This window comes from Polyangium sp. y55x31, assembly GCF_029946505.1.
Classification (GTDB): Bacteria; Myxococcota_A; Polyangia; order Polyangiales; family Polyangiaceae; genus Polyangium.
On sequence record NZ_JARZHG010000014.1, the window covers coordinates 232,920 to 257,127 of the forward strand.

At 69.1% G+C, this 24,208-nt stretch carries 19 protein-coding genes; 8 read left to right on the forward strand and 11 right to left on the reverse strand.

The genetic code is table 11. The features are described 5' to 3' along the window. Positions 1-3: 3 nt before the first annotated feature. The gene (locus tag QHF84_RS24745; RefSeq protein ID WP_281315863.1) at positions 4-1,476 is read right to left on the reverse strand and encodes a sigma 54-interacting transcriptional regulator; all 1,473 of its coding nucleotides are present in this window, start codon (positions 1,474-1,476) and stop codon (positions 4-6) included. Next, positions 1,473-2,813 (reverse strand): serine/threonine-protein kinase, encoded by a 1,341-nt coding sequence (locus tag QHF84_RS24750; protein ID WP_281315864.1) that lies wholly within the window; start codon positions 2,811-2,813, stop codon positions 1,473-1,475. The genes QHF84_RS24745 and QHF84_RS24750 overlap by 4 nt, the downstream gene beginning before the upstream one ends. A gap of 134 nt (positions 2,814-2,947) precedes the next feature. Between QHF84_RS24750 and QHF84_RS24755 the strand changes: the two genes are divergently transcribed. From QHF84_RS24755 to QHF84_RS24765, 3 genes are all read left to right on the forward strand, one after another. After that, positions 2,948-6,343: an AgmX/PglI C-terminal domain-containing protein gene (locus tag QHF84_RS24755; protein WP_281315865.1), complete on the forward strand. Its 3,396-nt coding sequence runs from the start codon at positions 2,948-2,950 to the stop codon at positions 6,341-6,343. 178 nt (positions 6,344-6,521) lie between these two features. Continuing rightward, entirely contained in the window at positions 6,522-6,932 is a 411-nt protein-coding gene (locus QHF84_RS24760) for a TerB family tellurite resistance protein (protein WP_281315866.1), read from the forward strand. A 5-nt stretch (positions 6,933-6,937) separates the two neighbouring features. Next, positions 6,938-7,771, forward strand: a complete 834-nt coding sequence (locus QHF84_RS24765) for a hypothetical protein (RefSeq protein ID WP_281315867.1) — start codon at positions 6,938-6,940, stop codon at positions 7,769-7,771. A 39-nt stretch (positions 7,772-7,810) separates the two neighbouring features. On the opposite strand, the gene QHF84_RS24770 is transcribed toward QHF84_RS24765, so the two are convergent. The 4 genes from QHF84_RS24770 to QHF84_RS24785 all read right to left on the reverse strand — a co-directional run bounded on the left by QHF84_RS24770 (position 7,811) and on the right by QHF84_RS24785 (position 12,070). Continuing rightward, positions 7,811-9,364: a trypsin-like peptidase domain-containing protein gene (locus QHF84_RS24770; protein WP_281315868.1), complete on the reverse strand. Its 1,554-nt coding sequence runs from the start codon at positions 9,362-9,364 to the stop codon at positions 7,811-7,813. A 106-nt stretch (positions 9,365-9,470) separates the two neighbouring features. Further along, on the reverse strand, positions 9,471-10,835 hold the full coding sequence (locus QHF84_RS24775; protein WP_281315869.1) for a polymer-forming cytoskeletal protein: 1,365 nt from the start codon (positions 10,833-10,835) through the stop codon (positions 9,471-9,473). A gap of 1 nt (position 10,836) precedes the next feature. Continuing rightward, positions 10,837-11,424: a hypothetical protein gene (locus tag QHF84_RS24780; RefSeq protein WP_281315870.1), complete on the reverse strand. Its 588-nt coding sequence runs from the start codon at positions 11,422-11,424 to the stop codon at positions 10,837-10,839. A 73-nt stretch (positions 11,425-11,497) separates the two neighbouring features. Next, positions 11,498-12,070 (reverse strand): RNA polymerase sigma factor, encoded by a 573-nt coding sequence (locus QHF84_RS24785; protein ID WP_281315871.1) that lies wholly within the window; start codon positions 12,068-12,070, stop codon positions 11,498-11,500. Between the two features lie 135 nt (positions 12,071-12,205). On the opposite strand from QHF84_RS24785, the gene QHF84_RS24790 reads away from it, so the two are divergent. Together QHF84_RS24790 and QHF84_RS24795 are read left to right on the forward strand one after the other, a co-directional pair. Beyond that, on the forward strand, positions 12,206-14,299 hold the full coding sequence (locus tag QHF84_RS24790) for a nitrate reductase (RefSeq protein ID WP_281315872.1): 2,094 nt from the start codon (positions 12,206-12,208) through the stop codon (positions 14,297-14,299). 52 nt (positions 14,300-14,351) lie between these two features. After that, positions 14,352-14,843, forward strand: a complete 492-nt coding sequence (locus tag QHF84_RS24795) for an SRPBCC family protein (protein WP_281315873.1) — start codon at positions 14,352-14,354, stop codon at positions 14,841-14,843. Positions 14,844-14,850: 7 nt separating this feature from the next. Here QHF84_RS24795 and QHF84_RS24800 read toward each other — a convergent pair whose 3' ends face one another. Further along, on the reverse strand, positions 14,851-16,557 hold the full coding sequence (locus QHF84_RS24800) for a L,D-transpeptidase (protein WP_281315874.1): 1,707 nt from the start codon (positions 16,555-16,557) through the stop codon (positions 14,851-14,853). Between the two features lie 170 nt (positions 16,558-16,727). Here QHF84_RS24800 and QHF84_RS24805 point away from each other — a divergent pair, with 170 nt between their 5' ends. Both QHF84_RS24805 and QHF84_RS24810 read left to right on the forward strand, forming a co-directional pair. Continuing rightward, complete coding sequence (locus QHF84_RS24805; RefSeq protein ID WP_281315875.1) at positions 16,728-17,708, forward strand: hypothetical protein; 981 nt, start codon at positions 16,728-16,730, stop codon at positions 17,706-17,708. Between the two features lie 298 nt (positions 17,709-18,006). Beyond that, positions 18,007-19,176, forward strand: coding sequence for a hypothetical protein (locus tag QHF84_RS24810; RefSeq protein ID WP_281315889.1), 1,170 nt, complete (start codon positions 18,007-18,009; stop codon positions 19,174-19,176). On the opposite strand, the gene QHF84_RS24815 is transcribed toward QHF84_RS24810, so the two are convergent. The 3 genes from QHF84_RS24815 to QHF84_RS24825 form a co-directional block, all read right to left on the reverse strand. Next, positions 19,173-19,745: a hypothetical protein gene (locus QHF84_RS24815; RefSeq protein WP_281315876.1), complete on the reverse strand. Its 573-nt coding sequence runs from the start codon at positions 19,743-19,745 to the stop codon at positions 19,173-19,175. The genes QHF84_RS24810 and QHF84_RS24815 overlap by 4 nt on opposite strands. Positions 19,746-19,900: 155 nt before the next feature. After that, a complete protein-coding gene (locus QHF84_RS24820) occupies positions 19,901-20,815 on the reverse strand; it encodes a site-specific DNA-methyltransferase (RefSeq protein WP_281315877.1) in 915 nt (304 codons plus the stop codon). Next, positions 20,812-21,666: a penicillin-insensitive murein endopeptidase gene (locus tag QHF84_RS24825; RefSeq protein ID WP_281315878.1), complete on the reverse strand. Its 855-nt coding sequence runs from the start codon at positions 21,664-21,666 to the stop codon at positions 20,812-20,814. Before QHF84_RS24825 ends, QHF84_RS24820 begins: the two co-directional genes overlap by 4 nt. A gap of 127 nt (positions 21,667-21,793) precedes the next feature. Here QHF84_RS24825 and QHF84_RS24830 point away from each other — a divergent pair, with 127 nt between their 5' ends. Further along, positions 21,794-22,234 (forward strand): hypothetical protein, encoded by a 441-nt coding sequence (locus QHF84_RS24830; RefSeq protein WP_281315879.1) that lies wholly within the window; start codon positions 21,794-21,796, stop codon positions 22,232-22,234. 22 nt (positions 22,235-22,256) lie between these two features. Here QHF84_RS24830 and QHF84_RS24835 read toward each other — a convergent pair whose 3' ends face one another. Beyond that, entirely contained in the window at positions 22,257-24,191 is a 1,935-nt protein-coding gene (locus tag QHF84_RS24835) for a hypothetical protein (protein WP_281315880.1), read from the reverse strand. Positions 24,192-24,208: the final 17 nt, after the last annotated feature.

Genomic DNA, 24,208 nt, shown 5'->3' on the forward strand with positions numbered 1-24,208 from the left:
ACCTCACTCGCTCGTCGCCCGGATCCCGAACCGGGCCATCAATCGCTGCAAATGCCTCCGATCCACGCCTGCCTCGCGCGCCGCCCGCGACACGTTGCCGCCCGACTGCGCGAGAATGGCCTCCACGTAGGCCCGCTCGAAGCGCTCGACCCAGGCGTCCTTCGCCTCGTGATACGGCAGCTTCAAGAGATTCGCCTCGACCCCGCTCGCGTGCGCCGTCTCCTTCGGCGCCTCGGGATTCGGCGGGGCCTCGGCCCTGCGCTCCTCGGCCCGCGGGCTCACCGCGGGCTCGCCCGGCGCGGCGAAGGCGCCGAGCACGGCCCAGCGCTCCACGATGTTGCGCAGCTCCCGCACGTTGCCCGGGAAATCGTAGCGGGAGAGCATCGCGATCGCCGTCTCGTCGAGCCGCGCGCAGGGCTGTAGCCCCGACGCCGCACGCCGCCGCGCGAGCTCGTCCTGGATGTGATCCACAAGCAGCCTGAGGTCCTCGATCCGCGTCCGGAGCGGCGGCACCCGCACGATCACCACCGCGAGCCGATAGTAGAGATCCTGCCGGAACCGCCCCGCCTGCACCTCGCGCGCGAGGGATCGGTTCGTCGCCGCCACGATACGCACGTCGACCGAGCGCGACCGATCCGAGCCCACGGCCTTGACCTCGCGCCGTTCGAGCGCGCGGAGCAGCTTCGCTTGCATGTCGAGCGGCAGCTCGCCGACCTCGTCGAGGAAGATCGTCCCTCGGTCCGCCGCCACGAACGCGCCAGGCCGCTCGCGCACCGCGCCCGTGAATGCGCCCTTCTCGTGCCCGAAGAGCTCGCTCTCCAGGAGCTCCCGCGGGATCGCCCCGCAGTTCACCGCGACGAACGCGCCCGCGCGCCCGCTCGCCTCGTGCAGACCCTCGGCCGCGAGCTCCTTGCCCGTGCCCGTCTCGCCTTCGAGCAGCACCGTGAGATCACTCGCGGCCACGCGCTCGAGCAGCGCGAACATCTCGCGCATCGCGGGGCTCGCGCCGAGCATGCGGCCGAAGCGCGCGCGGGGGCTGATCTCCTGCTCCACCGTCTCGGCGAGGGGTTCGAGGCGCAGCACGCTGTTGCCGAGGCGCACGAGCGTGTCGTCCGTGATGGCCACGCGCTCGATGCGCAGGTCGCCCACGAACGTGCCGTTCGTGGAGCCGAAGTCCGTGAGCGAAAAGCCGTGGGGTCCGAGGCGCACGGCGAGGTGCTCGCGCGAGACGGCCGGGTCGCGCAAGGTCACGTCGACGTCGGGGCTACTGCCCACGCGCACCTCGTCCTGCGCGAAGACGTGCGCGGCGCCTTGATCACGCGCGTCGGGCGCGTCGACCACGACCACGCGCAGCTTGCGGATCCGGCGCACCGAGGGGCCGCTCGTCGCGTCGATCACCTCGGTCACGGGCCTTCGACCCCCCGACCCGCTCGGGGCGCTGCCGAGCAATTTCGTCCTGCTCTCGCCGTCGCTCATGGCTCGCGCTCCTCCGCCTCCTCGTCGTCGTTGTTGGTCGCGCCCTTCTTCGGGGCGACGAGCACCACGTGCTCGTTCGGGCGCACGCGGAACGTGTACTCACGCCGCCCGCCCTTCGCTAGCACGACGGCGACCGTGTGATCACCGCTCCTGAGCTCCAGCCTTCCATCTGCGGGCAACGCCACCTTCTCCCCGTCGACCTCGACGTGCGCGCGCCGAGGCACGACCCCGGCGAGCGAGACGGAGCCGCGCGGGTTGCGCGGCGGGAGGCGCGCCGAGAATTGCCCCATCGCGAAGAGCAGCACCGCGCCGAGGGCCACGGCGAGATATATGCCGACGGAGCGTCGAGGCGGCGGCGCGGGCCGGGGCGAAGGCGCGGGCTCGGGTTCGGGCTCGGGTTCGCGCGCAGGCTCGGCGAGCGCGGGCGGCGGGGTCTTTTCGGACAAACCTCGCGCCTCGGGCGCCGGCAGCCGCGCGAGCGCCGTTCGTTCCTCGGAGGCGCGCGCGCGATGCGCCTCCACGCGCGCGGCGAGCGCCTCCCGATCGAGCGCGAGCGCTTCGAGGCCCGCCGCGATCGACGCGCTCGTGGGCCTGCGCGAGGCCTCCCGCGCGAGCGCCGCCGCGAGCCCAGGAATGCGCGCCTCCCACGCCGCGAGCGCCCGCGGCGGATCCCCGCGCGCGCCTGCCGATGCGAGGTCGTCCTCGGGGAAGATGCGCCGCCCGAGCGCGCACTCCGCCACCACCACGGCCCATCCGTAGACGTCGCTCGCGGGGCTCGCCTCGCCGGGCAAGGCCGCCTCCGGGGCCAGATATCCCGGCGTCCCCGCGACCTCGGGGCGCGCCTCGCCCGCGCGCCTCGCGAGGCCGAGGTCGACGAGCTTCGCCTCGCCGGTCTCGTCGATCATCACGTTCGAGGCGGCGAGGTCGCCGTGCACCCAGCCCTTCTCGTGCAGCGCCGCGAGCGCTCGCGCCACGTCGAGCGCCACGGCGCGCGCGGCTCCTTCCGGCATCGGCTCCGCGCCGGGGGCGAGCTCGTCGAGCGGCGCGCCGCGCACGTGCTCGATGGCCACGTACGGCAGACCTGCGAGCTCGCCTCGCGCCGAAAGGGCGGGCAGCGCCGAGGCGCGCACCTCCGCGAGCACCTCGCCTTCGCGCTGGATGGCTTGCGCGGCGCGGCCCGAGGCGCGTTCGCCCAGCACGGGCCGCTTCAGCACGAACGTCTGACCGCTCCGGTCGCCGAGCCGGACGGCGACGAGCACGTCCGACATGGCCCGCCGCGCGATTCGCTGGACGAGGAGGAAGTCGCCGAAGAGCTCGGGCACGAACGGCGCGGGCACGGGCGGAGGGTAGCCGAGAACGGCCCCCGGCGGACACCTTCGCGCGGGATCCGGGAACCTTCTGCTTTCCGCGGCGTCCACACCCGCCACACAGGGCCGCTCCGCAGGCGTGATCCGGCCCGAGGAAGGTCGTCATGCGTCGTCATCGTCCTCTCGTCGCGGCCCACACCCTCGCCCTTGTCGCGGGCCTCTCCGGATGCCTCGCCGCGCCGGGCGAGGTCGACGGCGAACAGGCCCTGCCTGCCGCGACCCGCGGCGCCCCCGCCATTCTCGAAACGGCCGCCGGCATCCGCGAGGACGACTTCCTTCAAGACGAGAACGAATTCACGACGCTCGTGGCTCCCCGTGGCTTCGGCACGATCACGGGGCGCCTCCCGGGCACGAGCACCGTCGTCCCCGGCGTGCGTTTGCGAGCGCATTCCGTGCGCGTGACCATTCGCGATGGATTCGCCCGCACCGAGATCGAGGAGGAGCTCGCGAACGACACGCCGACGGTCCTCGAAGGCCGCTACGTCTTCCCGCTCCCGCCGGACGCGAGCCTCTCGCGGCTCGCGCTCTGGGTCGGCGACGAGCTCGTCGAGGGCGAGATGGTCGAGCGTGATCGAGCGGCCCGCATTTTCCAGGGCATCGTCGACGACACGGTGCGCCCGCGCGACCCGGCGCTGCTCGAATGGACGCAGAACAGCTCCTTCTCCCTGAAAATTTTCCCGATGCCGGCGCGCGGCAGCCGCAAGGTGATCCTCGCGTACGACGAGGTCCTGCCCGTGACGAAGGGCGTCGCGCGGTACACGTATCCGCTTTCTCTCGGCGAGGATCGCGCGGTCAGGATGGATTCGTTCCGCGTGCACGTCACGGTCGAGGACGCGGGCGGCGCGGCGGCGGAGGCGAAGGTCCTCGGGCATGCGGCCTCGCTCCGCACCGAGGCGGGCCGCCTCGAAGCCGATTTTCAGGCTGATTCGTTTGTCCCGAATGCCGATTTCGTCCTCGAATTCCCGCGCCCCCAGGCGGAGATCCTGCCCGTCGCGGTGGAGAGCGGGGGCGACGGCCGCGGGTTTTTCGCGGTTCGTGTCCCGGTCCCGACGGCGCCCGAGGCCAGCTCCATCGAGCCGCGCAATGAAAAGGTGTTCGTCCTCGACGCGAGCCACGGTGTCACGCGTGAGGGCCTCTCGGCCGAGGTCACGGTCGCGGAGACCATGTTGCGCCGATTGCGGGAAGGCGAGCGGTTTGCCGTCCTCCTTTGCGACAGCGCGTGCGTCTCCTATCCCGAGCGTGGCCTCTCCGCGAAGAGCGACACGTCCCTCGCCGACGCCTCCCGATTCTTGCACGAGCGCGCGCCGCAGGGCGCCTCGGATCTCGCCTCGGCTCTCGTCTCCGCGATTTCACGCATCGAGACGCAGGGCCGCGGGCAGGTCGTTTATCTCGGCGACGGCGCGCCCTCGGCGGGGGAGCTGAAGGTCGATTCGATTGCGGCGCGTGTACGCCCGGTTCTGTCGGACAAACAGGCCGAGCTTCGCCTGGTCGGCGCCGGTCCCTCCATTGACGAGCTCGTCCTCGGTGGGCTCGCGGAGGAGCTGTCTGCTTCCTATGAGCGGCTCGCGGCGGGCAGCGGATCCCTCGCGCAGCGCGCGCTCGGCCTCGCGAAGGGCCTCGACGTCCCGCTCCTCGTGAATGCGCGGCTCACCCTGCCGGCGGGCTTCGCCGACGTATTTCCGCGCAAGATCCCGGCCGTGCGCGCCGGGGAAGAGATCGTCCTCGTGGGCCGACTCTCCGGGGCGCCCTCGGCGGAGAGCGCGACCGTGGAGCTTGCGGGCGAATTCGATGGCATGCACGTCCTCGAAGCACGGACGCTCTCGTTCTCCGCGGCGCCGGGCGCCGATCGAAAGGTCATTGCGCGGCGCTGGGCCACGGAGCGCATCGGCGAGCTCGGCCGGCGCGCGGACGACGACGCGGCCAAGGAGACCGTCTCGCTCTCCCAGCAATACCACGTGCAGAGCCGCCTGACCTCGCTGCTCGTCCTGGAGAACGACCGCATGTTCGCCGCCTTCGGCATTCCGCGCACGCAGGGCAAGAATGGCCTCTCCTCGGAGGTCGAGACCGGTCTCGGGCACCTCGGCAGGGCGCCTTCCGATGCGATCGGCGATTCGTTCGGCGCGGGCGGCCTCGGTTTGTCCGGGGTCGGCGAGGGCGGGGGCGGGACGGGGCAAGGGTTTGGCTCGGGCCATGGAAGGCTCGGTTCGATCGGCACGGGGACGGCTGAAATGGGGAGCCACGCGAGCCGGTCGGTCCCGAGCGTCCGCATGGGCGCGACGACCGTGAGCGGTCGAATGCCCCCCGAGGTCATCCAGCGCATCGTGCGGCAGAATTTCGGGCGCTTCCGGCTCTGCTACGAGAATGGTCTCCGATCGAATCCGACCCTCACGGGCCGCGTTGCCGTCCGGTTCGTCATCGGCCGCGACGGCTCGGTCGTGTCCGTGGCCAATGGCGGCAGCGATCTGCCGAATGCCGACGTCGTCAACTGCGTGATTCGTGGCTTCCAGGGCCTCTCGTTCCCCCAGCCGGAGGTCGGAACCATCACGGTGGTGTATCCGGTCCTGTTTTCACCCGACGGCGGCGGCACGCGCTCCTCGCGCCCGTGGGGCCTTTCGCGTCATTGGGGCGGGTCCTCCTCCTGGATCGGCAAAGCGGACGAGGCCTGGCGCAGCGCCGGAAAGGACACGCTCGAAAAGCTCGAAAAATCGTCCCTGGAATCGCCCGAGAGCCGCCGCGCGCGCGAAGCGTGGGTCACGGGCCTGCTCGCGCGTGGTCGATTCGAGGAGGCGCTCCGCGAGGCGTCGAAATACGTCGAGCTCGACCCCGACCGCGCCCGCGCGCACGAGCTCCATGCCGAGGCCGCGGCCGCGCTCGGCGAGGACGACACCGCGCTCGTCGCGCTCGATACCCAGGTGGAGCTCGACCCTTCGAATGCATCGGCCCACAAGCGCGCCGCGCGCGCCTTCGAGGCGTCCGGCGACGAGCGCCGCGCCTGCGCGCATTTCCGCTCGTATGCCGAGCTGCGCCCATTCGACCAGGACGGCGCCTACGAGGCGCTCCGCTGCCGCGCCCGCGTGCTCGGCGAGCGAGAGGCCGTGCTCGCGGCCCTTGCGGCCCAGAAAAACCCGAGCAAGCGCCTCGTGTCCCTGCGCGAAGCCCTCGAAAAAGGCGAGGCGCCGGCCTATGCGGCGGGGGATCCCGGCGGCGAACGAATCTCGGTGAAACTCACGTGCGGCGAGGGCGTGGAAGGTTGTCCCCGGGTCGTCGTCATCGATCCTGCGGGTCGCGTCACGACGCCGATCGTGCCCGGGACGGGCCGCTCGGGCGCGTCGTGGGTCACGGCGAATGCGTCGGGCGGGACGTATCGCGTCCTCGTGACCGGCGGCCTCCCGGCCGCGAAGGGAGAGCTCGTGGTTCGTCTGGACGATACAATCAAGAAGTTCGATGTGCGCGGCGGGGAGGGCGCGCGGACGGCGGCGGTGGTCTCGGTCGACCTCTGATAGGAGAAAAACCGAGCGCCGCGTGGAGGCACGGATCCGCGCGTGGGTCAATGGTTTTTTGCGACGCTGGGATATCCCGCAACCTCACCGCGTCCGTGAGCTGGTCGCCAAGCTGCTTGACATGACAGCAGGACAACTCGCATAGTCACGGCTTCTCTCGTACAGGGGAGTGGAAGCCATGGGCTTGTTCGATGGATTTGGCAACAATCGGATCAACTTGACGCCTCAGCTCGCGCTCGTCGCGGGCATGATCTACATCAGCGCGGCCGATGGGCAGCTCGACGACTCCGAGGCGGGCGACATCCTCAAGGTGGTCCCCGATCGGCGCGTCCTCGAGGAGGCGCTCAACTACGTGCGGCGTACGCCTTATCAGCAGTTCCTCGACGGGGCCACGCGCGTGATGTCGCCGGCGCAGAAGATGTGCCTGATCCTCAACGCCGCCGACATGGCGATGGGCGACGGGTACCTCGCGCCGCAGGAGCAGCAGATGCTCGTCCTCATGGCCCAGGTCTTCCAGATCCCGGACGCCCACCTGCATCCCTACATCCAGGCCTTCATGATCAAGAACAACCTCACCGTGTTCCAGTGACGGCCATGGCAATCGACAAGATCGCGGTCTTGCGCGTCTCCGGCGATTCGCTCGCCCGCTTCGCCCCCGCCGAAGAGGGCGCGCTGGAGGGTTTTACGGCGCTCGCAGGCGAGGGCGGCGGGCCGTTTGCCGTACGCGCCGTCGAGGGCGGGGTCCTGGTGGTGCCTTTCGCGAGTTTCGAGGACCCGGACGCGCTCGCCCTGCATTTGCGCCTCCTCCTCGGCGCCGTGCTCGATGCGCATGACGATGCGCGCGGAATCCGCGTGATTTCGCACGAGGCAGCGGCCGCAGGAAAGGGGTACGACGACCTCGTGGCCGGCGAGGCGGGCGCGTGGATCCACAAAGTGGCGGCCGACGACGAGCGGCTTCCGCGCAATGCAGGGTGGAGCTTCGCCGATGCGGCGCGTGCATTCTCGACGCCCGGCACGAGGAAACGCGCGGACGCCGAATCCAAGGAGGGCGAGAAGGCCGAGGGCGAGAAGGCCGAATCCGCGGAGGGGGATGATCCGCTGGAGAAGGCCGAAGGCAAATTCGGTCAGATCTTCTCCGCGCGCGAGGGGCGCGGCGCGCTTCGGCGCACGCTCAGCGCTGCCGTGGAGCACTCGCTCGAAGCCTCGGCGCTCGGAGCGCTGGTTTCTGCAGGCCCGAGCGAATCGGATCTGAACAAGGAGGAGCGGGCCCTCGCCGAGCCGCTCCGGCGCGGCCTCACGAGCAACCCCGACGTGATGACGGCCCTCGAAACCACGCTGCGCAAGGCCGTGGACGAGGAGCTCAAGGACGTCATCACAGGATCGGCGAAGGACGCGGCCCCGGAAGAGCCGAAAGAAGAACCGCGCTGAGAGCGCGAGCGCCGCGGATCGGCCGATCCGCGGCGCATGTCAGCGAAATCGGTTGGGGTCGGGCAGGGTGAGGATCGGGTATCCCGGATCCACGATCGGACCTTGCGGCGCGCCCGGAGGAGGCTGGCCATAAGGCCCAGCCGGCGGCGGTTGTCCATAAGGCCCAGCCGGCGGCGGTTGTCCATAAGGCCCAGCCGGCGGAGGTTGTCCATAAGGCCCAGCCGGCGGCGGTTGCCCGTAGGGTGGTGCTGCCGGATGCGGTTGCCCGAACGGAGGCCCCGCGGGGGGTTGCCCATAAGGTGATGCCGCTGGAGGTTGCCCATAAGGAGCGCCCGGCGGAGGTTGCCCATAAGGTGATGCCGCAGGAGGTTGCCCATAAGGAGCGCCCGGCGGAGGTTGTCCATAAGGGGATGCCGCAGGAGGTTGCCCATATGGAGCGCCCGGCGGAGGTTGTCCGTAAGGGCCTGCCGGAGGAGGCTGCCCATGAGGCGCTGCCGCAGGAGGTTGCGCATAAGGTCCTTGTTGCGCCGCCCCCCACGTGGAGCCGGTCTCGTAGACGAGGGTCGTGAGCTTTTGCGCCCAGGCGCTCACGAGATGGAGCACTTGATCCACCGCCCAGAGCGCCTCCACCGGATCGAGTCCCGCCGTCGGCCGCATCAGCCCCACGAAGATGCCCTCTTCGAGCAACGAAAAACTCGCGCCGCCGAGCTCGCGTGTCCCATTGAGCTCGAGGATCTTCGCGAGCAGCTTGGCATTGGCGCGCTCGACGGGCCCCATGGCCATGACCAGGCCGCTCACCATGAACAGGGCGTCCTTGCAACGTACGTCGACCCGCAACGTCTTTTGCTTGAGCTGGATGTGGAGCTCGTCGGGCGCGTCGATTTCGATCGCCGCCTTGCCCGCCTGCACCAGCGCGCTGACCGCGTCGCGCACGATCTGCTCGGCCGCGGGCCGCTCGGCCTCCGCCTGCGCCAGGATCGCCTCCGGCACCTTGACGACCCCATATCGCACGAGGCGACGCACCTGACGCACGTAATCGGCCGCCACGTACCCAGGCACGGCGAGGCCCAGGCCCTGCGAGTTCGAGAGCGTGCCAGAAACGATCCCGACCAGGCTGCCCTGCTTGTCCACCAGCGGCCCGCCGGAGTTTCCGGGGTTGATGTTCACGTCCGCCTGGACGAAATACTGGTCCTCGAGCTCGCGGTGGGGATTCGAAAGGATTCCGCGCGCCACCGAGAAACGACAGCCGCGCGGATGCCCGAGCGCGTACACCTCCTCGCCCACGTGCAGATCCTCCGCCACGCCGCCCTCGAGCTCGAAGGGACGAAGATCCCGGGCGGCGATCTTGATGATGGCGAGATCGTGGTGCGGGCATTGATGAACGCCCACCCCGTGCACGTCACGGCCGTCGGCGAGGATCACCCGGAAGGGACCCACGCTCGGCGCCACGTGCTTGTTCGTCAGGATCCACCCGTCCGCGCTCACCACGACGCCCGTCCCGAGCCCCTTGGCGTCCTGAATCAGCGCGATCTGCGCCGCGCGCTCCTGGATCATGTCCCGCGCCGCGCGCGGCTCCTCCCGGCTCCCGTTCATCGACCCAGGGTATCGGGGCGGCGTGGCCCTGGCCAGTTCGAAAAACAACGAGGCCGCACCTTCCCAGGACGGGAGATGCGGCCTCGTGCGCTCGGAAAACTTCGGCTCAGACCACCTCGGCGCTCCGATAAGGATGCGAATTGGGCCCCATCGGCTGGGCGCCCTTCTTCGCGGGGACCAGGCCCGCGGCCCGCGTCGCCACGAGGCTGCCGATGGCCACGAGCACCACGATCGCCCGCACGATCCCGCCAATCACCGGCAGCGGGCCCGTCAGCACGAAGAGCGCGCAACCAAGAGCGAGGTGCGCATATTCATTCTTCGTCTTGTGCCCGATGAGCGCGCGGCCCACGACCTCCAGCACCGAGCACATCGCCGCGAAGACCCCGAAGACCCCCGCCAGAAGCCCCACGACCGCGACCGGAATGCCCACCAGCGTGATGCAAAGCGCCGCGAGCAGCGCCACCGCGCCGAGCGAGCCCACGATACCGAGCGCGAACGAGCGCATCGGCCGGGCCGCGATCTCCACCTTGAGCGACTCCGCGCGCTTCGTGAAGAGCGCAATCAAGACCGCGCCGAGCGCGAAGAGCAGCGCACCGCCCGTCATCGATTCGCTGAACTCACGCATGAAGCTCTGCGCGTTCGTCGGTTCGTCGTCCTTGTCGTCCTCGATACGCGTCGAGACGTCACCCCCGATGATCGCCCCCTCCTCGCGCATGAGCTTTCCGCCCACGATCTGCGCATTGCCGTCGAGGCGCGCGCCCTTCTTCACGTGAATCGAGCCGCCCATCACCTCCGCGTCGCCCATCACGTGCGCGCCCGGCTCGATCGTCACCGTCCCGCCTGCGACCTCCACGCTGCCCGTGACGACCCCCCGGATCGTGAGGCTTCCGCCGAGCAAATGTACGTCCTTGACAACCTCGTCCTTCTCGATGACGAGGCTCTGCCCCACCACCTCGCGATCCTTGCCCTCGCCCCTTCGATGGCCCGCGGCGGCCTGAGGCTGGGCGGCGGGGGCGTCGTGTGCTGCCGCCGGATCGTTTGGCGGGACAGGCGGAACCGGCGGAACCGGCGGCACCGCGGGTACGGGAGGCACCGGAGGCACGGGGGGCACCGCGGGCGCGGCCTCCGCGATCTTCGCGGCCGTGGCGCGGGAAATCGAAATCAGCGTCCCGTCGCGGCGGGCGACGTAATTGCCATCTTCGAGCAGGAGCGAGAGGACCTTGTCGGCCGGCTGATCCTTCACGTGCAGCGAGGCCGGCTCCGTGGAGGGGGCGTGAATCACCACGCTCCAGCCCGCCGCCTCGGCGAGGCGCTTGATGGCGTCTTCCTGGGGCACGCGCTCGACGTCGAGGCTCACCTTCTTCTCGTCCGTCGGCCATTCACCCTGCTTTTCGATCGCTGCCAGCGAGAGCGCCGAGGTCGTCAGCGCAGAAAGCAAGAACGCGAGCCCAGTAAGCTTTCGACCAGCCATTTCACACGCCTCCTTCTTCCGCCAAGTCCTTCGAGGACCCCGGACGCGACATTCGCGATACGACGAGGCCCGAAATCATGAGCACCGCCGACGCCGCAAAGGCGAGCGTCGGGAACACGTCACTCTTCGAGACGAGCGCCGCGCTCCGCGCGAGCATGAGCACGGCCCGCCCGATCGTCCCGAGCAAGCTCGGGACACGGGCGATTTGATCCAGAATCGCCGGCAGCGCGCCGAGCGCCGCAAGCAAGAGCGCGCCGAAGACCGCGCGCTTCGGCATGGTCGCGAGCCCGCGCGTCGACGCAGGCGCCTTCGCGACCGCCGCCGCGGGCACCTTCACCGGCAGCTTCACCGGCGCGAACGACGGCTCCGCGAGCTCCGCGAGCAATTCGCTCGCGTGCGCCGAGAGCAGCGCTTCCGCGCCGAGGCGCTGCGCGCAATGGTCACAATCGTCGAGATGAGAGAGGGCATCCGCCGGGACGATCCCCGCTTCTCCGTCCGCCACACTCGAGAGCACGATGTCCGTCACGTGTCCGTCGTGTTGCCAGGCCAGATCCGGCGGGAGTTTGTCGAGATCGTCCATCTTCGCCACCGTCGTTCCTCTCTCGTCTCACCGTCCATGCTTGGGGCTTCGCTCCGCAAGCGGAGCTGCGCCCCAAACCCCATCATTCGCCGACCGTCTCCGCGAGCAGCCGCCGGCCGCGCGCGAGCCACGTCGCCACGGTCCCGAGCGGGACCCCGAGGCGCTTGCAGATATCCTGGTATCCAAGCCCCTCGACGTGGAACATCACGAGCGCGCGCCGCTGCTCGTCGGGGAGCGCGCCGAGCGCCCGCTCGAGGCGGGTCGCTCGCTCGGCGCTCGCCGTGCGCTCCTCCGGACCCGGCGAAGGGTCCGGCACCAAGTCGAGCCACGCCGTTGTCGTGTCTTCGGACGTGGTCTCCATCCGCGCCTCCACCCGCCGCGTGCGCTTGCGGCTCCGCAGCGCGTCGAGCGCCACGTGTCGCGCGATGCCGATCACCCACGGACGGAGCGGCTCTCCGTCACGCAAGCGGCTTCGACCCTCGAGCGCGCGGGAGAGCGCCTCGTGCGTGCAATCCTCGACGTCCGGGTGATCCCGGCGTTCGCCGAGGACACACGCCACCACCGCGACGACGATCTGTCGTAGCGAAGCAGTTTCCTCCGGTGAGACGGCCGCCGTTTGGGGCGGCGCCTTCGGGCCGGGGACGTTGGGCGTCATGGGTGCGGGCTGCATCCTCGCCGCCCTGTTCGGCGGAGCGGGGGGAGAAATTTCGAGGCCCCCGATTTTTTCCGGAGGGCGCCCAAATCTCGCCCACCTCTTGCACTTGGAGGGCGGTCGTAGGATCCTCGTGCCGTGGTCACCGAGCAGCGCAAGACCGTCTGCCCGTATTGCGGAGTGGGCTGCGGGCTCGTCGCGACGACCGATGGCAAGCGCGTCCTGAAGCTCGTCGGTGACCCCGAGCACCCGGCGAACCTCGGTCGACTTTGCCTGAAGGGCGCCCTCGCCGCGCAGGCCCTCGCCGCGCCTTCACGCCTCGGTCGCGCCCTCGTGCGCGGCGCGGACGGCGCGCTCGCCCCGGTCGCGCCCGGGGACGCCGTGCGCGAGATCGCCACGCGGCTCGGGCGGATCCTCGACGAACACGGCCCCTCCGCGGTCGCGCTCTACCTCTCGGGGCAGCTCACGACCGAGGCGCAGTACCTCGCCAACAAGCTCGGCAAAGGGTTTCTCCGGACGAACCACGTCGATTCGAACAGCCGCCTCTGCATGGCGAGCGCCGCGGCGGGGATGACGCTTTCGCTCGGCGCGGATGGGCCGCCGCTCACGTTCGCCGACATCGAGGAGGCCGACGCGTTCGTGTTCATCGGTTCGAACGCGGCCGATTGCCATCCCGTCGCGTTCGACCGGGTCCTCCGGCGCATGAAGACCTCCGGCGCCCGCGCGATCGTGGTCGATCCGCGCCGCACGAAGACGGCCGCGCAGGGGACGATGCACCTCGCGGTCCGTCCCGGGACGGACATCGCGCTCCTTCATGGCTGGCTCCACCTTTGCGTGGAAATGGGCGTCATCGACGAAACGTTCCTCGCGGCGCACACGGAGGGCTGGGACGAGCTTTTGCCGATGCTCCGCGAATACGATCCGGCGCGCGTCGCTTCGATCTGCGGCATCACGGAGGAGGAGCTCCGCGCGTCGGCCGAGATCATCGCGCGCACCGAGCGGCTCATCACGTTCTGGACGATGGGCGTCAACCAGACGACGCTCGGGACGTTCACGACGAACGCAATCATCAACCTGCACCTCGCGACGGGCCGGATCGGCAAACCGGGCGCGGGTCCGTTCAGTTTGACGGGACAACCCAATGCGATGGGCGGCCGGGACATGGGCTACATGAGCCACGGCCTTCCCGGCCAGCGCAGGGTCGTCGACGAGGCGCATCGGGCCGAGGTCGAGGCGCTCTGGGGCCTACCGTCGGGGGCGATCGGCGAGAAGCCGGGGCACGACGCGGTCGCGATGTTCGACGCGATGGAGCGCGGCGAGATCCGCGCGTTGTGGATCATGGGGACGAACCCGGCGGCGAGCATGCCGAACCTGCCCGTGGTGCGGCGGGGGCTCGAGCGGGCCGAGCTCGTGATCGTGCAAGATGCATATTATCCCACGGAGACGACGCGGTTCGCCCACGTGGTCCTGCCGGGCGCGCTGAACCTGGAGCAGGAAGGGACGTTCACGAACAGCGATAGGACCATATCGCTCCTCGAACGGGTGGTGGAGCCGCCGGGCGACGCGCGGCCGGACTGGGAGTGGGTCCGGGACGTGGCGCAGGCGATGGGCTTCGGCGCGGCGTTCGATTTCACCTCGGCCGGCGGGATTTTCCGGGAAATGGCGATGATGACGCAGGGTCGGCCGAACGATCAGACCGGCGTCGATTACGAGAGGCTCCGCGCGCACGGGCCGCAGCGCTGGCCGCACCCGTACGCGGGGCCGCCGCGGGCGCTGCACGAGGGGAACGTGTTCGCGACGCCGTCGGGGAAAGCGAGGCTCTTCGCGCGGCCGTACGTGGCGCCGGAGGAGCAGCCGGACGCGCGGTATCCGCTGGTGCTGACGACGGGGCGCGTGGAGGCGCACTGGCATACGCGGACGAAGACGGGCAACGTGGAGCGATTGAACAAAATCGATCCGGCGCCTTATCTGGCGATGAGCCCGGAGGACGCGCGTGAGCTCGGGCTCGTCGAGGGGGCGCGGGTGCTCGTGAAGAGCCGGCGCGGTGAGGCGAAGACCGTCGTGCGCGTGACCCGCGACATCGGGCCGGGCGTGGTGTTCATGCCGATGCATTGGAACGATCTGTGGGAGCCGGGCGCGTCGGTGAACGAGGTGACGACGTCCGCGACCGACCCGCTGAGCAAGGAGCCGGCGCTGAAGCGGTGCGCGGTGGCGGTGGAGCCGCTCGGCTGAACACGAATCGACGGGCTTGCGTCGCGCGGAAAACCGAGGCGGAATACGCCGCATGTGGTTCCGCACGACCCCTTCGGATCTCTCGTACGTCGACAGCGCCCCGCAACGTATCGCGAACGTGGTGACGATCGAGGCCAAGCCCGAGCGCGTCTTCGATCTGTTCGCCACGGGCGAGCGGCAAGAGGAGTGGTTTCAGGACTTCGTCGCTTGCCGGTGGACGAGCGCGGAGCCGCACACGGTGGAGACGACGCGCGAGATCGAGCTGAAAACGCTGACCGTGAAGGAGCGGTTTCTCGTCTGGGATCGCGGCGCGCGGCTCACGTTCTCGATCGACGGGATCACGCTGCCGATCGTGAAGCAAATGCTGGAGGACCTGCGGTTCGAGCCCCTCGACGGCGGCCGGCGGACGCGGCTCGTCTGGCACGTGTTCTACACGCCGGCGCTCGTCATGAAGCCCGTGCACGGGGTGGCGCGGGCGGTGTTTTCGCAGATGTTCCGGCGATCGGCGGAGAAGCTCCAGCGGTTCGCCGAGCAGAACCCGTAGCCTGCGATCACAGGGCGGTGATCACGACCGGCGTGGCCTTGCCATTGCCGTCGCCGGGCCGGACGCCGCCCCAGCCCTCGGGGAGGGCGGGCTCGGTCCATTGGAAGAGGAAATGGCCGTCCTCGGGGGAGACGTTCACGCACTCGGCGCTCTTCGGGTTGCCGAAATCCTCGTGCCAGTAAGCGACGTGCATCGCGAGCGGCGCGCGGAGGTACTGGATGTTCGGCACCTCCGAGATCCAGAGCATCTTCGGTGGCCATTCCTTGTCGGGTGACATGACGGCGACGCGGTCCTTCCACTCGATCGGGAAGATGCCGGTCTTCGTCATCGAATGGACGTACGGATCGTAGCCGGGGATCGGGGCGCCGCCCTTGCCGGGGGAGAACAGGGTCGCGTAGACGGGTTTGTCGCCCTCGTAGGCCGTGAGCGTGCCGGGGTTGATCTTGGCCTCGATCCACTTTTCGCCGGGTTTGACCGAGCGCGGGAGTTTTTTCGCGGGCCGCGTGACCGTGACGCTGTCCGCGAGGATGAAGGCGCCGGGCTCGTTCCGGAGGGCGAGGTACGCCTTCTTGCCGACGACGACGCGCTCCGTGACCTGGACGTAGCTCTTCGGCGGAATGGTTTGTCCGGAGGCGACCATTTTCCCATCGTCGCCGCGGGTATACCGCGGGATGGGCTCCTGCTTGCGGTTCCAGGCGAGCGGGAGGCGGACGTCGCTCCCGAGGCGCACGCCGTGGAAAGCCGTGCGGCGGAAGGGGCGCATGCGGTCGGCGGGGACGAGCATGAGGTCGGGCGTGACGAGCCAGGTGCGGCCCTCGGCCTCGAAGGCGCGCGCGTACGCGAGCATCGAGCCGTTCGGGATGACGCGCCAGACGAGCTTCGTCGGGTCGTAGGCGCCATTGCCGCCGACGGAGCGCTGGCCATTGGCGAAGATGGAGAAGACCGGGTCGGTCGCGCGGATGCGGTCCTTCTCGTCGCCGCTGATGAGCTCCTCGTGGCCGCGCGACCATTCGGCGAGCTGCACGAACGTGCCCGGCGCGCCGAAGCTGCGTTCGGCTTTCTCCTGCTCGGCCTTCGTCGGGACGCGGCTGTACATGGGCGCGCCGTTCGAGAAGGCATATCGATACGGCATGACGGCGTCTTCGCGCGGGGCGAGCTCGGCGAGGGCGCGGTAATACGGATCGTTCAGATCGAGCGTGGTCTTGCGGGGATCGAGGCAGATGTAGCCGCGGGGGGCGACCTTGTAATAGCCGCGGGGGCAATTTTTCCCCTCGACGGGCTCGTTCGAGAGGAGCGCGACGCTCGTGCCCATGCGAACGTATCCGAGGGGCAAACCCTTGGGCTCGGGGCGTTTGTAGATGTACGCCTGATCCGCGATGGCGCCGATGCGCGGCCGCTCTGTCTGCGCGGGCTTGGGCGCGGGATTGGGTTCGGTTTTTGCGGAGGCGAACTGGAACCCGGGCTCTTCGCCCGGCTGCGGTTCGACCTCGGCCTTGTTGAAGGGCGTGTCACCGTCCTTCTTTCGCTGGTTCCAATCCTGCCACTCGCGGAGCTTGATGTCCTCTTGCCACTGCTCGATCTCGAGGTCCGTGGGCGGGACGGCGCGTTCTTGCCGGGGGCGTTGGGAGGCTCCGTCGTATTTCACCTCGGGCGCGGGCGCGCACGCGGGTATCAGGAAGAGGACGAGCGGAAGGGCACGGCCTTCGAGCTTCATGGTTCGAAGGGTACCGTGCGTGTTTCGAAGGAGGCAAAGATCGATCGATCCTGCCTGGATCCGGGCCAAAAAGTGCGGCTCCTTCCCTTGCCGACCGGAGCGGGGTAGCCTGGAGGTTCTTCGGGCGACGCCGGGCAGGCCCGGCGCTCTCGGTCGCGAGCGGAGAATGCATGTTCAGGAAGTCGACGGCGCTTACGTTTTTCACGGCCATCCTCCTCGGGACCACGCATGTGTCCGGACAACCCTCCGCCGCGGACAAAGCCGTCGCGGACAAGCTCTTCGACGAGGGAAGGGCGCTGCTCGACCAGAACCGGGTGCCCGAGGCATGCGTCAAGTTTGCGGAGAGTGATCGATACGATCCGTCGGTCGGGACGCGGCTCAACCTGGGGGAATGCCACGAGCGGCAAGGAATGACGGCGAGCGCATACGGCCACTTCGGGGACGCGGCGCGGCTCGCGCGGGAGCGAGGGGACAAGTCGCGAGAGGCGGTGGCGGAGGAGCGAAGGCAGGCGCTGGAGAAGAAGCTGTCGCGGATCCGGATCACGGCGCCGTCGGGTGTGGCGGGGCTCGAGGTGCTGCTCGACGGCAAGGTGCTGGGGGCAGCGGTGTTCGGGACGGCGTTGCCGGTGGATCCGGGGAGCCACGTGGTGGAAGCGCGGGCGGCGGGGAGGACGGGGTTTCACGAGGAGAAGGTGGTGCCGGCGGGGCCGGCGACGGTGGAGGTGGTGATCCCGGAGCTTCCGGCGCTGGCACCGGAGGCGCCAAAGGACGCGGCGGAGGCGCAGAAGCCGCGCTGGTCGCTCTTGCGAGGGGTGGGGTTCGCGACGGGGATCGCGGGGGTCGTGGGGATCGGGGTGGGGGCGGGGTTCGGGGCGAACGCGCTCGTGAAGAACGCGGCGTCGAAGGAGAAGTGCGACGCGGGGGAGCCGACGCGGTGCACGCCGGAGGGGTACTCGTTGCGGAACGCGGCAGGGTTTTCCGCGGATGTGTCGACGGTGCTGATGGCGGTGGGCGGGGGTGTGCTCGCGACGGGGATCGTGTTGTTCGTGGTGGGCGGGAACGAGCCCGCGGAGGCGCAGGCGGGGCGCGCGTGGGTCACGCCGGTGGTGGGTCGAGGGAGCTTCGGCGTGAGCGCCGGGATGGAGTTCTGAGATGCGAACGCGAGGGACGACGTGGATGCCAGGCGTGGTGGCCCTGGCAGTGGTGAGTGGGTACGGGTGCAAGCAGATCATCGGCTGGGAGGAGGCGACGATCTGGGAGCCGGACGCGGGCGAGGGAGGCGGCGGGGCTGGAGGTGTAGGCGGGGGCGGGAGTGGAGGGGTCGGCGGGAGTGGGGGCGTGGGCGGGAGTGGAGGTGTCGGCGGGAGTGGAGGCGTCGGAGGGGCGCCTCCGGAGTGCATGGATGCGGGTGACTGTCAACCAAAAACGAATCAGGTGGCGGCCTGCGAGATGGGGGCGTGCGTGTACACGTGCGAGACGGGGTGGGGAGATTGCACGGCGGCGCCGGGGTGCGAGACGGATCTGGGGACGGCGAAGGCGCATTGCGGGGCTTGTGGGAATGCGTGCGCCGCGTTTTGCAAGGCGGGGAGTTGTAATGATCCGGTCAGTGTGGCGGGGGGGTATCACCATCACTGCGCGGTGCTGAAGGATGGGGAGGTTTATTGCTGGGGCAGGAATGAAAAAGGAGAGGTGGGGATCGATGCACCTATTCTGAGCAAAACTCCGGTCAAAGTGACGTTGCCTGCGCCGGGGACGGCGACGCAGGTGGATGGCGGAGGAAACTTCGGCGGCACGTACAATGCACGAAATTGCGCCATTCTTACTGGCGGTAGTGTCGCATGCTGGGGTGACGGGAACGGTGCACCAGCGAAGGTCTCAGGCCTGGCTAACATCAAGCAGATCTCCGTCGGCAACTCCCACACGTGCGCCGTAGACACTGGGGGGAAGCTGTATTGTTGGGGTGGAAATTCCGACGGGCAAGTTGGAGCGGGAGACACGGGGTACAAGTCCCTACCCGTGCAGATCTCCACCAATGTCGCTTATGTTAGTGCCGGGGGTATACACACCTGCGCGCTCAAGAATGGCGGCTCGCTGCAGTGCTGGGGGGACAACGCGCGCGGGCAGTTGGGTATCAATTCGACAACGGATCAATTGGTGCCCACCACGGTACCCAACATCGTATCCGCGGAACAACTCCAGTGCGGTCAGGATCATACCTGTGCACGTGATGGCTCAGATATTTATTGTTGGGGTGCCAATATATTTGGCTCTCTTGGCATCAACTCTTACGAGCAAAAGCTGACGCCGCAATTGGTCAACCTTGCGGGGACACAGACCATTGCGCTTGGGTTTGGCAACACGGGCACCATCGTCGCCTCCTCCGTCTGGATGTGGGGCAACAATAGTGCAGGCAAACTGGGTAACGGGAATCAGGCTAATCAGCCGAAACCGGTACAGATTGGGCTATCGGGAGCGGCGGCACTGGCGCTCGCCGGCTCGTCTACTTGCGCACTGTTGACTGATGGGTCAATCAGTTGCTGGGGTGACAACACCTACGGTCAATTGGGGAATGGCACGACCGTAAGTAGTTCCACGCCGACAGCGGTCGTTTGGCCCTAGGGGCTCGGCGGCGCGCCGGTCCCGCCGCCTACTTCGTACTTGAGCTCCACGTCCTCGATGTAGGTGCCGACGAAGGGGCTCGTCTCCGTGCAGCTCGGGACCTTGTCACCGCAGGTCGAGCCCGAGCAGGAATACGAGGTCTTCTTGACCGCCTCACCCGAGATCGCATTCCCATCGGTGATGACGTTGACCGTCGTCGCGATCGTCGTGGTGCGCTTCGAGCCGGTCCCATCCGGTACGTCGTACTGCACGTCGACGACCTTGCCCGAGAACGTGAACCCTTCATCCGACTCCGCGCCTTCGAGCGTGACGGAGCCCGTATCGAGGTAGATCTTGTCCTCGATGCTGGCATAGATGATCCACGTGCCCGTGCCGCGCAGGGTCGAGCTGTCGCTCTCCTGGTTCGCCGGCGGATCCGTATCCGGATACCAGCACCCGCTGTTCGAGTCCGTCTCCCCGAACGAAACCCGGTAAATCCACGTATCCCCCGGGGACACCCCGCATCCCGTCAGACCGGCCAGCGCCGCAACGCAGGGGAGCGCTCGAAGCACGCTCTTTCCGAAATCCATGGCTCTTTCTCCTCAGTTCAAAGCTGCACGGACGTCAGCACCCCGTCCCCCTCCTCCATCACGGTTGTGATCGTCCCAACGCCCTCCAGTAGTGTGAGGAATCTTGGTGATCAGAAACTGCGTGTGTTGAGAGAGCCGATCGTCCACAACTTTTTTCAGGCGAACGATACATCGCCCACGCGGACAAACGGAATCTTTTCTGAAGTGAGGCGTCTCGCAGAAAGATCGACCGCAATGTGACTCGCATCACCGCCCACGAACCGTCGACCCAGCTTGGCTGCCGCTACGAGTGTGGTCCCGCTTCCACACATGAGGTCCGCCACCGTCGCGCCCTCCCGGCTCGACGCCCGGATGATGCGCTCCAGCAGCCGCTCCGGCTTCTGCGTCGGATACCCCGTGCCTTCGACGCGCAGCGGCGTGTTCGCCACCATCGCCGGTACGTCCGTCCAAACACTGCCGAGCCGCCGGCCCTCGTCCGCGTAGTACCGGTACGTCCGGCCATTCACCACACGCTCGCGGTACAGGCGCCCCGCCTCGTCCCGATGCCGGAAGTGCATCTCGAGGCTCGTCGCCGCATACGGCTCGCGCAGGATCGGGTCGCTCGCGTTGTAGACGACCTCCCGGCGCTCCCGCGGATCCCGCACGTAAAGCAAGAGCGTCTGGTGCGTGACCGTGAACCCACGCGCGCCGCGGCTGCCGTTGCCAGGCGTCCAGATGACCTCGCCGAGGAACGCGCCCCGGCCGAAGAGGCGATCACACGCGACCTTCACCTCGTGCACCGTGCGATGATCGAGGTGCACGTAGATCGTCGCGCCCCGGCTCATCCGGCCGCGGATCACCTCGAGGCGCGGCAAGAGCATCGCCACGAGGCTCTCCGGATCGTAACGATCCTCGTACGCCACCGGTCCGCCCGACGCCTGCTTCTTGCCCCGGGTTTGTCCGAGCGCGGTGCGCGCCGTCATCGACGTACCCACGCCGTACGGCGGGTCGAGGTAGACGAGGTCGAAGGAGACGTCCGGCGCGAGCGCGGCGCAGACGTCCGCCGCGTCGCCGTGCGCGAGGAGGTTCATGGGGTTCCGGTCGCCACCTCGGGCTTGCCCGGGAGCAGATCGTCGAGGAGCGCCGCGAGCGCCTCCGCATCGCTCCACGGCTCGAGCGCGAGCGGCGCCGGGAGCCACGGCCACGCAGGTCCACGGCCCTCGCAGCCGGCCACCGCCTCGGTCGGCGCGCACGCGACGCGGAGGTGGATGTGATCGTCGTGCGGCGCGCTGTCCTTCGGCTGGAGCAGGACGTTCTCCGCGCGCCAGACGAGCTCCGGATCCTCGCCGCGCGCCCGCGCATGTTCGATGAGGAGCGCTTCGAGCCAGCGCGCGAGGAAGAGCCACTCGACGTCGGCCTCGGGCGAGCTGACGAGCGCCTTCACGAGCTGCCAGTTGCGCTCGGTGTCGAAGCGGACGAACGGCAGGCGCTTGTCCTCCGTCTCGGCGAGGCCGTCCGCGCCGAACCGGACGAACCCGGGGCTCGGGATCGAGCGGCCGTCCGGCGTCGTGCAGTAGAGGAGCAGGTCGACGTCGCGGCCCGTGCGATGCGAGCGGTGGCCGTTGCGAAAGCCGCCGTGGCGGTTCGAGAGGTCGCCGACGAGCAGCGGCGCGCCGGGGCGCACGGACGCGACCTCGCCTGCGGCGCGCTTGATCGTCTCGACGAGGCGCGGCGTGCCGTAGCGAGCGCTCGTCGGGCTACGCAGGAGCCGGTACCCGGGGCCCCGATCGGGTAGCGCCGTCGCGCCCGTGAGCACGCCTGCGTGGGGCAAACCCACGGACCCGGACAAACCCGGCGCGAGCGGCGTCGGTGTGCCCATGCACGCGACGACGAAGAGCGCGAGCACGGCACAAATCACGAGGAGCGAAGCACGAGGACGCATGACGAGAACGAGAAGACGAGAGAGGCCGCGCCGAGGCGCCGCGCGCATGGAAGCATCGGACGAGCGTCGCGGGAAGGGGCCACGCGGCCTTGCGGCGCCTCATGCGCGAGGCCACCATCGATGCGGCATGGAAGAGCTGTTCCGCAGTGAGTTCGCGATCGTCACGCGGGAAACGGGCTTCATCCGCGTGCGACGGACCACGACGCCGATGGCCGTTGCCGGCATGCAGGCGAGCCTCGACAAGATCGCGAGCGAGTTTCGCATCCGCGTCCCGCTGCGCGAACGCAAGGGCCTCGGCGTGCTGCTCGACACGCGGGAAGCGCCCATGATGACCGACGACGCGGCCATGGCCATCGTCCGCCCGCTCATGTACGAGGTCCTCGCGGGCTTCCCCCGGAGCGCGATCCTCGTGAAGACCGCGGTCGGGAAGCTGCAGGCCATGCGCAGGACGCGCGAAGAGGCGAACCTCGGCAGGGGCCAGGTTCCCGTGTTCGACGACGAGGCCGTGGCGATCGCGTACCTGCGCGGCGAGGAGCCCGCCACGCTCCCGCGCTCTTCGAAGCGCTAGCGCGGCGGGCTCGATCAGGCGATCAGAAGCACGGGCCGGCGCAGCTCTGCGCGACGCAGTTCGACCACTGCGTGCAGAGGTTCCCGGTGCAGCACTGCTGCTGGCAGCTCGCGGGCGTGCCGCCGCCGACGGTGCAGCGCTGGTAGCAGCTCATGCTCGACGCGCACTGCGGGTTCTGGAGGCAGCTCTCCGTCTGCTGGCAGCAATTCCCCACGATGCACTGCGAGCACGGCGTGCCGCCCGGATCGAGGCTGCACGTGCCCGCGTCGACGGGCGGCAGGCCGCAGTGGCCGCCGTTGCACGCGAGGCCGACGCAGCACTGCGGATCACTCACGCAGTTCGATCCCGTGGGCAAACACGAGCCCGCGCCGCAGATGCCGTTCTGGCAGACGTTCGTGCAGCACTGGCTGTTTTCCGCGCAGGGGAAGCCGTCGAGCGTGCACGCCATCGCGCCGCAGGCGCCGTTCGTGCAGACGCCGGAGCAGCACTGGGCCGGGCCGTTGCAAGGCACCCCGTCGGGCTGGCACTGGCTGAAGCCGCAGGTGAAGAAGACCGGATCGCAGAAGCCCGAGCAGCAGTCGGAGCCGTTGTCGCAGAAGAAGCCGTCGGCCTGGCACTCGCCCACGGTGCAGAACCCGCCCGGATCGCAGAGGCCGGAGCAGCACTGGTCGTCGTTGTTGCAGCCGAAGCCGTTCGGCATGCAATTGCCGAGGCCGCAGGTGCTCGAGAGCGGGTCGCAGATGCCCGTGCAGCACTCGAAGTCGTTGACGCAGAAGAGGCCGTCGGGCGTGCAGCCGCCGGGGCTGCAGGCGAAGATCGCGAGGTCGCAGAAGCCCGAGCAGCACTGGAAATCGGCCTCGCAGAAGAAGTTATCGGGCTGGCACCCGCCGACGCCGCACGTGCCGAAGTTCGGGTTGCAGAACTTCGAGCAGCAATCGAGGTCGTTCTGGCAGAACGTGCCGTCGGGCAGGCACTGGCCGATGCCGCAGCGCTTGCTCTGCGGGTCGCAGAAGCCCGAGCAGCACTGGGCGTCGATCTCGCAGAACGTGCTGTCGGGCAGGCACTGGCCGAAGCCGCAGCGGTGCGAGCTCGGATCGCAGAAGCCCGCGCAGCACTCGCCGGACGCGGTGCACGCGGCGCCGTCGACCTTGCAGGGGCCGCCGCCGCAGACGCCGCCCTCGCAAATGTTGGAGCAGCAATCACCGGCGGAGAAGCAAGCCGTGCCGTCGAGGCCGCACTGCTGGAAGTTGCAGACGCCGCCGGGGCAGAAGCCGGAGCAGCACTCGGCGGCGACCTGGCAAGGCGCGCCGTTCGGGTTGCAGGAGCCGGTGCCGCAGACGCCCTCGGTGCAGAGGCCCGAGCAGCACTGGGAGGGGTTCGTACAGACGAACCCGTCCTGCTGGCAGGCCGAGCCGCAGACGTTCTGGTTGCAGCCGCCGGCGCAGCAGTCGCCGTCGTCGAAGCAGGCGGCGCCCTGGGGCTTGCAGACGGCCGGGCCGCAGAAGCCGCTCGTACACTGGAAACCGCAGCACTCCTGCGGGCCGCTGCACGCGAAGCCTTCGGGCTTGCACTCGATGCCGCCGCAGAAGCCCTGCCAGCATTCGAGGCTGCAGCAGTCGCCGTTCTGGGCGCAGGCGAGGCCGTTCGGCGTGCACTGGACGCCGCCGCAGAAGCCGTTCAGGCAGTCGAGGTCGCAGCAGTCGACGGTGGTCTCGCAGGCGCTGCCTTCGGGCTTGCAGAGCTGCTCGGGCTTGCAGAGCTCGTCCTTGCAGAGGAGGCCGCCGCAGCAGTCGCCGGGCAGGCCGCAGCTCTCGCCGAGCGTGCCGCAGTTCGTGCCGCCGCCCGTGGCGTAGGCGTCGAAGTCCCCGGTCCGCGAGCCGCACGAGGCGAACGTCAGGAGTGACACGAGGACCAGGGCGAACGCGCCGAGGACGCGCGCGGCAAGCGAAGGACGCATGCGCGGATTTTAGGGGG

Bases quoted from the DNA above. Each gene is read 5' to 3' on its own strand.
- QHF84_RS24800 (WP_281315874.1), bottom strand. From the start codon at position 16,557: ATGAAGCTCGAAGGCCGTGCCCTTCCGCTCGTCCTCTTCCTGATACCC.
- QHF84_RS24785 (WP_281315871.1), bottom strand. From the start codon at position 12,070: ATGACGCCCAACGTCCCCGGCCCGAAGGCGCCGCCCCAAACGGCGGCC.
- QHF84_RS24835 (WP_281315880.1), bottom strand. From the start codon at position 24,191: ATGCGTCCTTCGCTTGCCGCGCGCGTCCTCGGCGCGTTCGCCCTGGTC.
- QHF84_RS24795 (WP_281315873.1), top strand. From the start codon at position 14,352: ATGTGGTTCCGCACGACCCCTTCGGATCTCTCGTACGTCGACAGCGCC.
- QHF84_RS24765 (WP_281315867.1), top strand. From the start codon at position 6,938: ATGGCAATCGACAAGATCGCGGTCTTGCGCGTCTCCGGCGATTCGCTC.
- QHF84_RS24820 (WP_281315877.1), bottom strand. From the start codon at position 20,815: ATGAACCTCCTCGCGCACGGCGACGCGGCGGACGTCTGCGCCGCGCTC.
- QHF84_RS24745 (WP_281315863.1), bottom strand. From the start codon at position 1,476: ATGAGCGACGGCGAGAGCAGGACGAAATTGCTCGGCAGCGCCCCGAGC.
- QHF84_RS24830 (WP_281315879.1), top strand. From the start codon at position 21,794: ATGGAAGAGCTGTTCCGCAGTGAGTTCGCGATCGTCACGCGGGAAACG.
- QHF84_RS24760 (WP_281315866.1), top strand. From the start codon at position 6,522: ATGGGCTTGTTCGATGGATTTGGCAACAATCGGATCAACTTGACGCCT.
- QHF84_RS24810 (WP_281315889.1), top strand. From the start codon at position 18,007: ATGGGGGCGTGCGTGTACACGTGCGAGACGGGGTGGGGAGATTGCACG.
- QHF84_RS24805 (WP_281315875.1), top strand. From the start codon at position 16,728: ATGTTCAGGAAGTCGACGGCGCTTACGTTTTTCACGGCCATCCTCCTC.
- QHF84_RS24770 (WP_281315868.1), bottom strand. From the start codon at position 9,364: ATGAACGGGAGCCGGGAGGAGCCGCGCGCGGCGCGGGACATGATCCAG.
- QHF84_RS24815 (WP_281315876.1), bottom strand. From the start codon at position 19,745: ATGGATTTCGGAAAGAGCGTGCTTCGAGCGCTCCCCTGCGTTGCGGCG.
- QHF84_RS24755 (WP_281315865.1), top strand. From the start codon at position 2,948: ATGCGTCGTCATCGTCCTCTCGTCGCGGCCCACACCCTCGCCCTTGTC.
- QHF84_RS24775 (WP_281315869.1), bottom strand. From the start codon at position 10,835: ATGGCTGGTCGAAAGCTTACTGGGCTCGCGTTCTTGCTTTCTGCGCTG.
- QHF84_RS24825 (WP_281315878.1), bottom strand. From the start codon at position 21,666: ATGCGTCCTCGTGCTTCGCTCCTCGTGATTTGTGCCGTGCTCGCGCTC.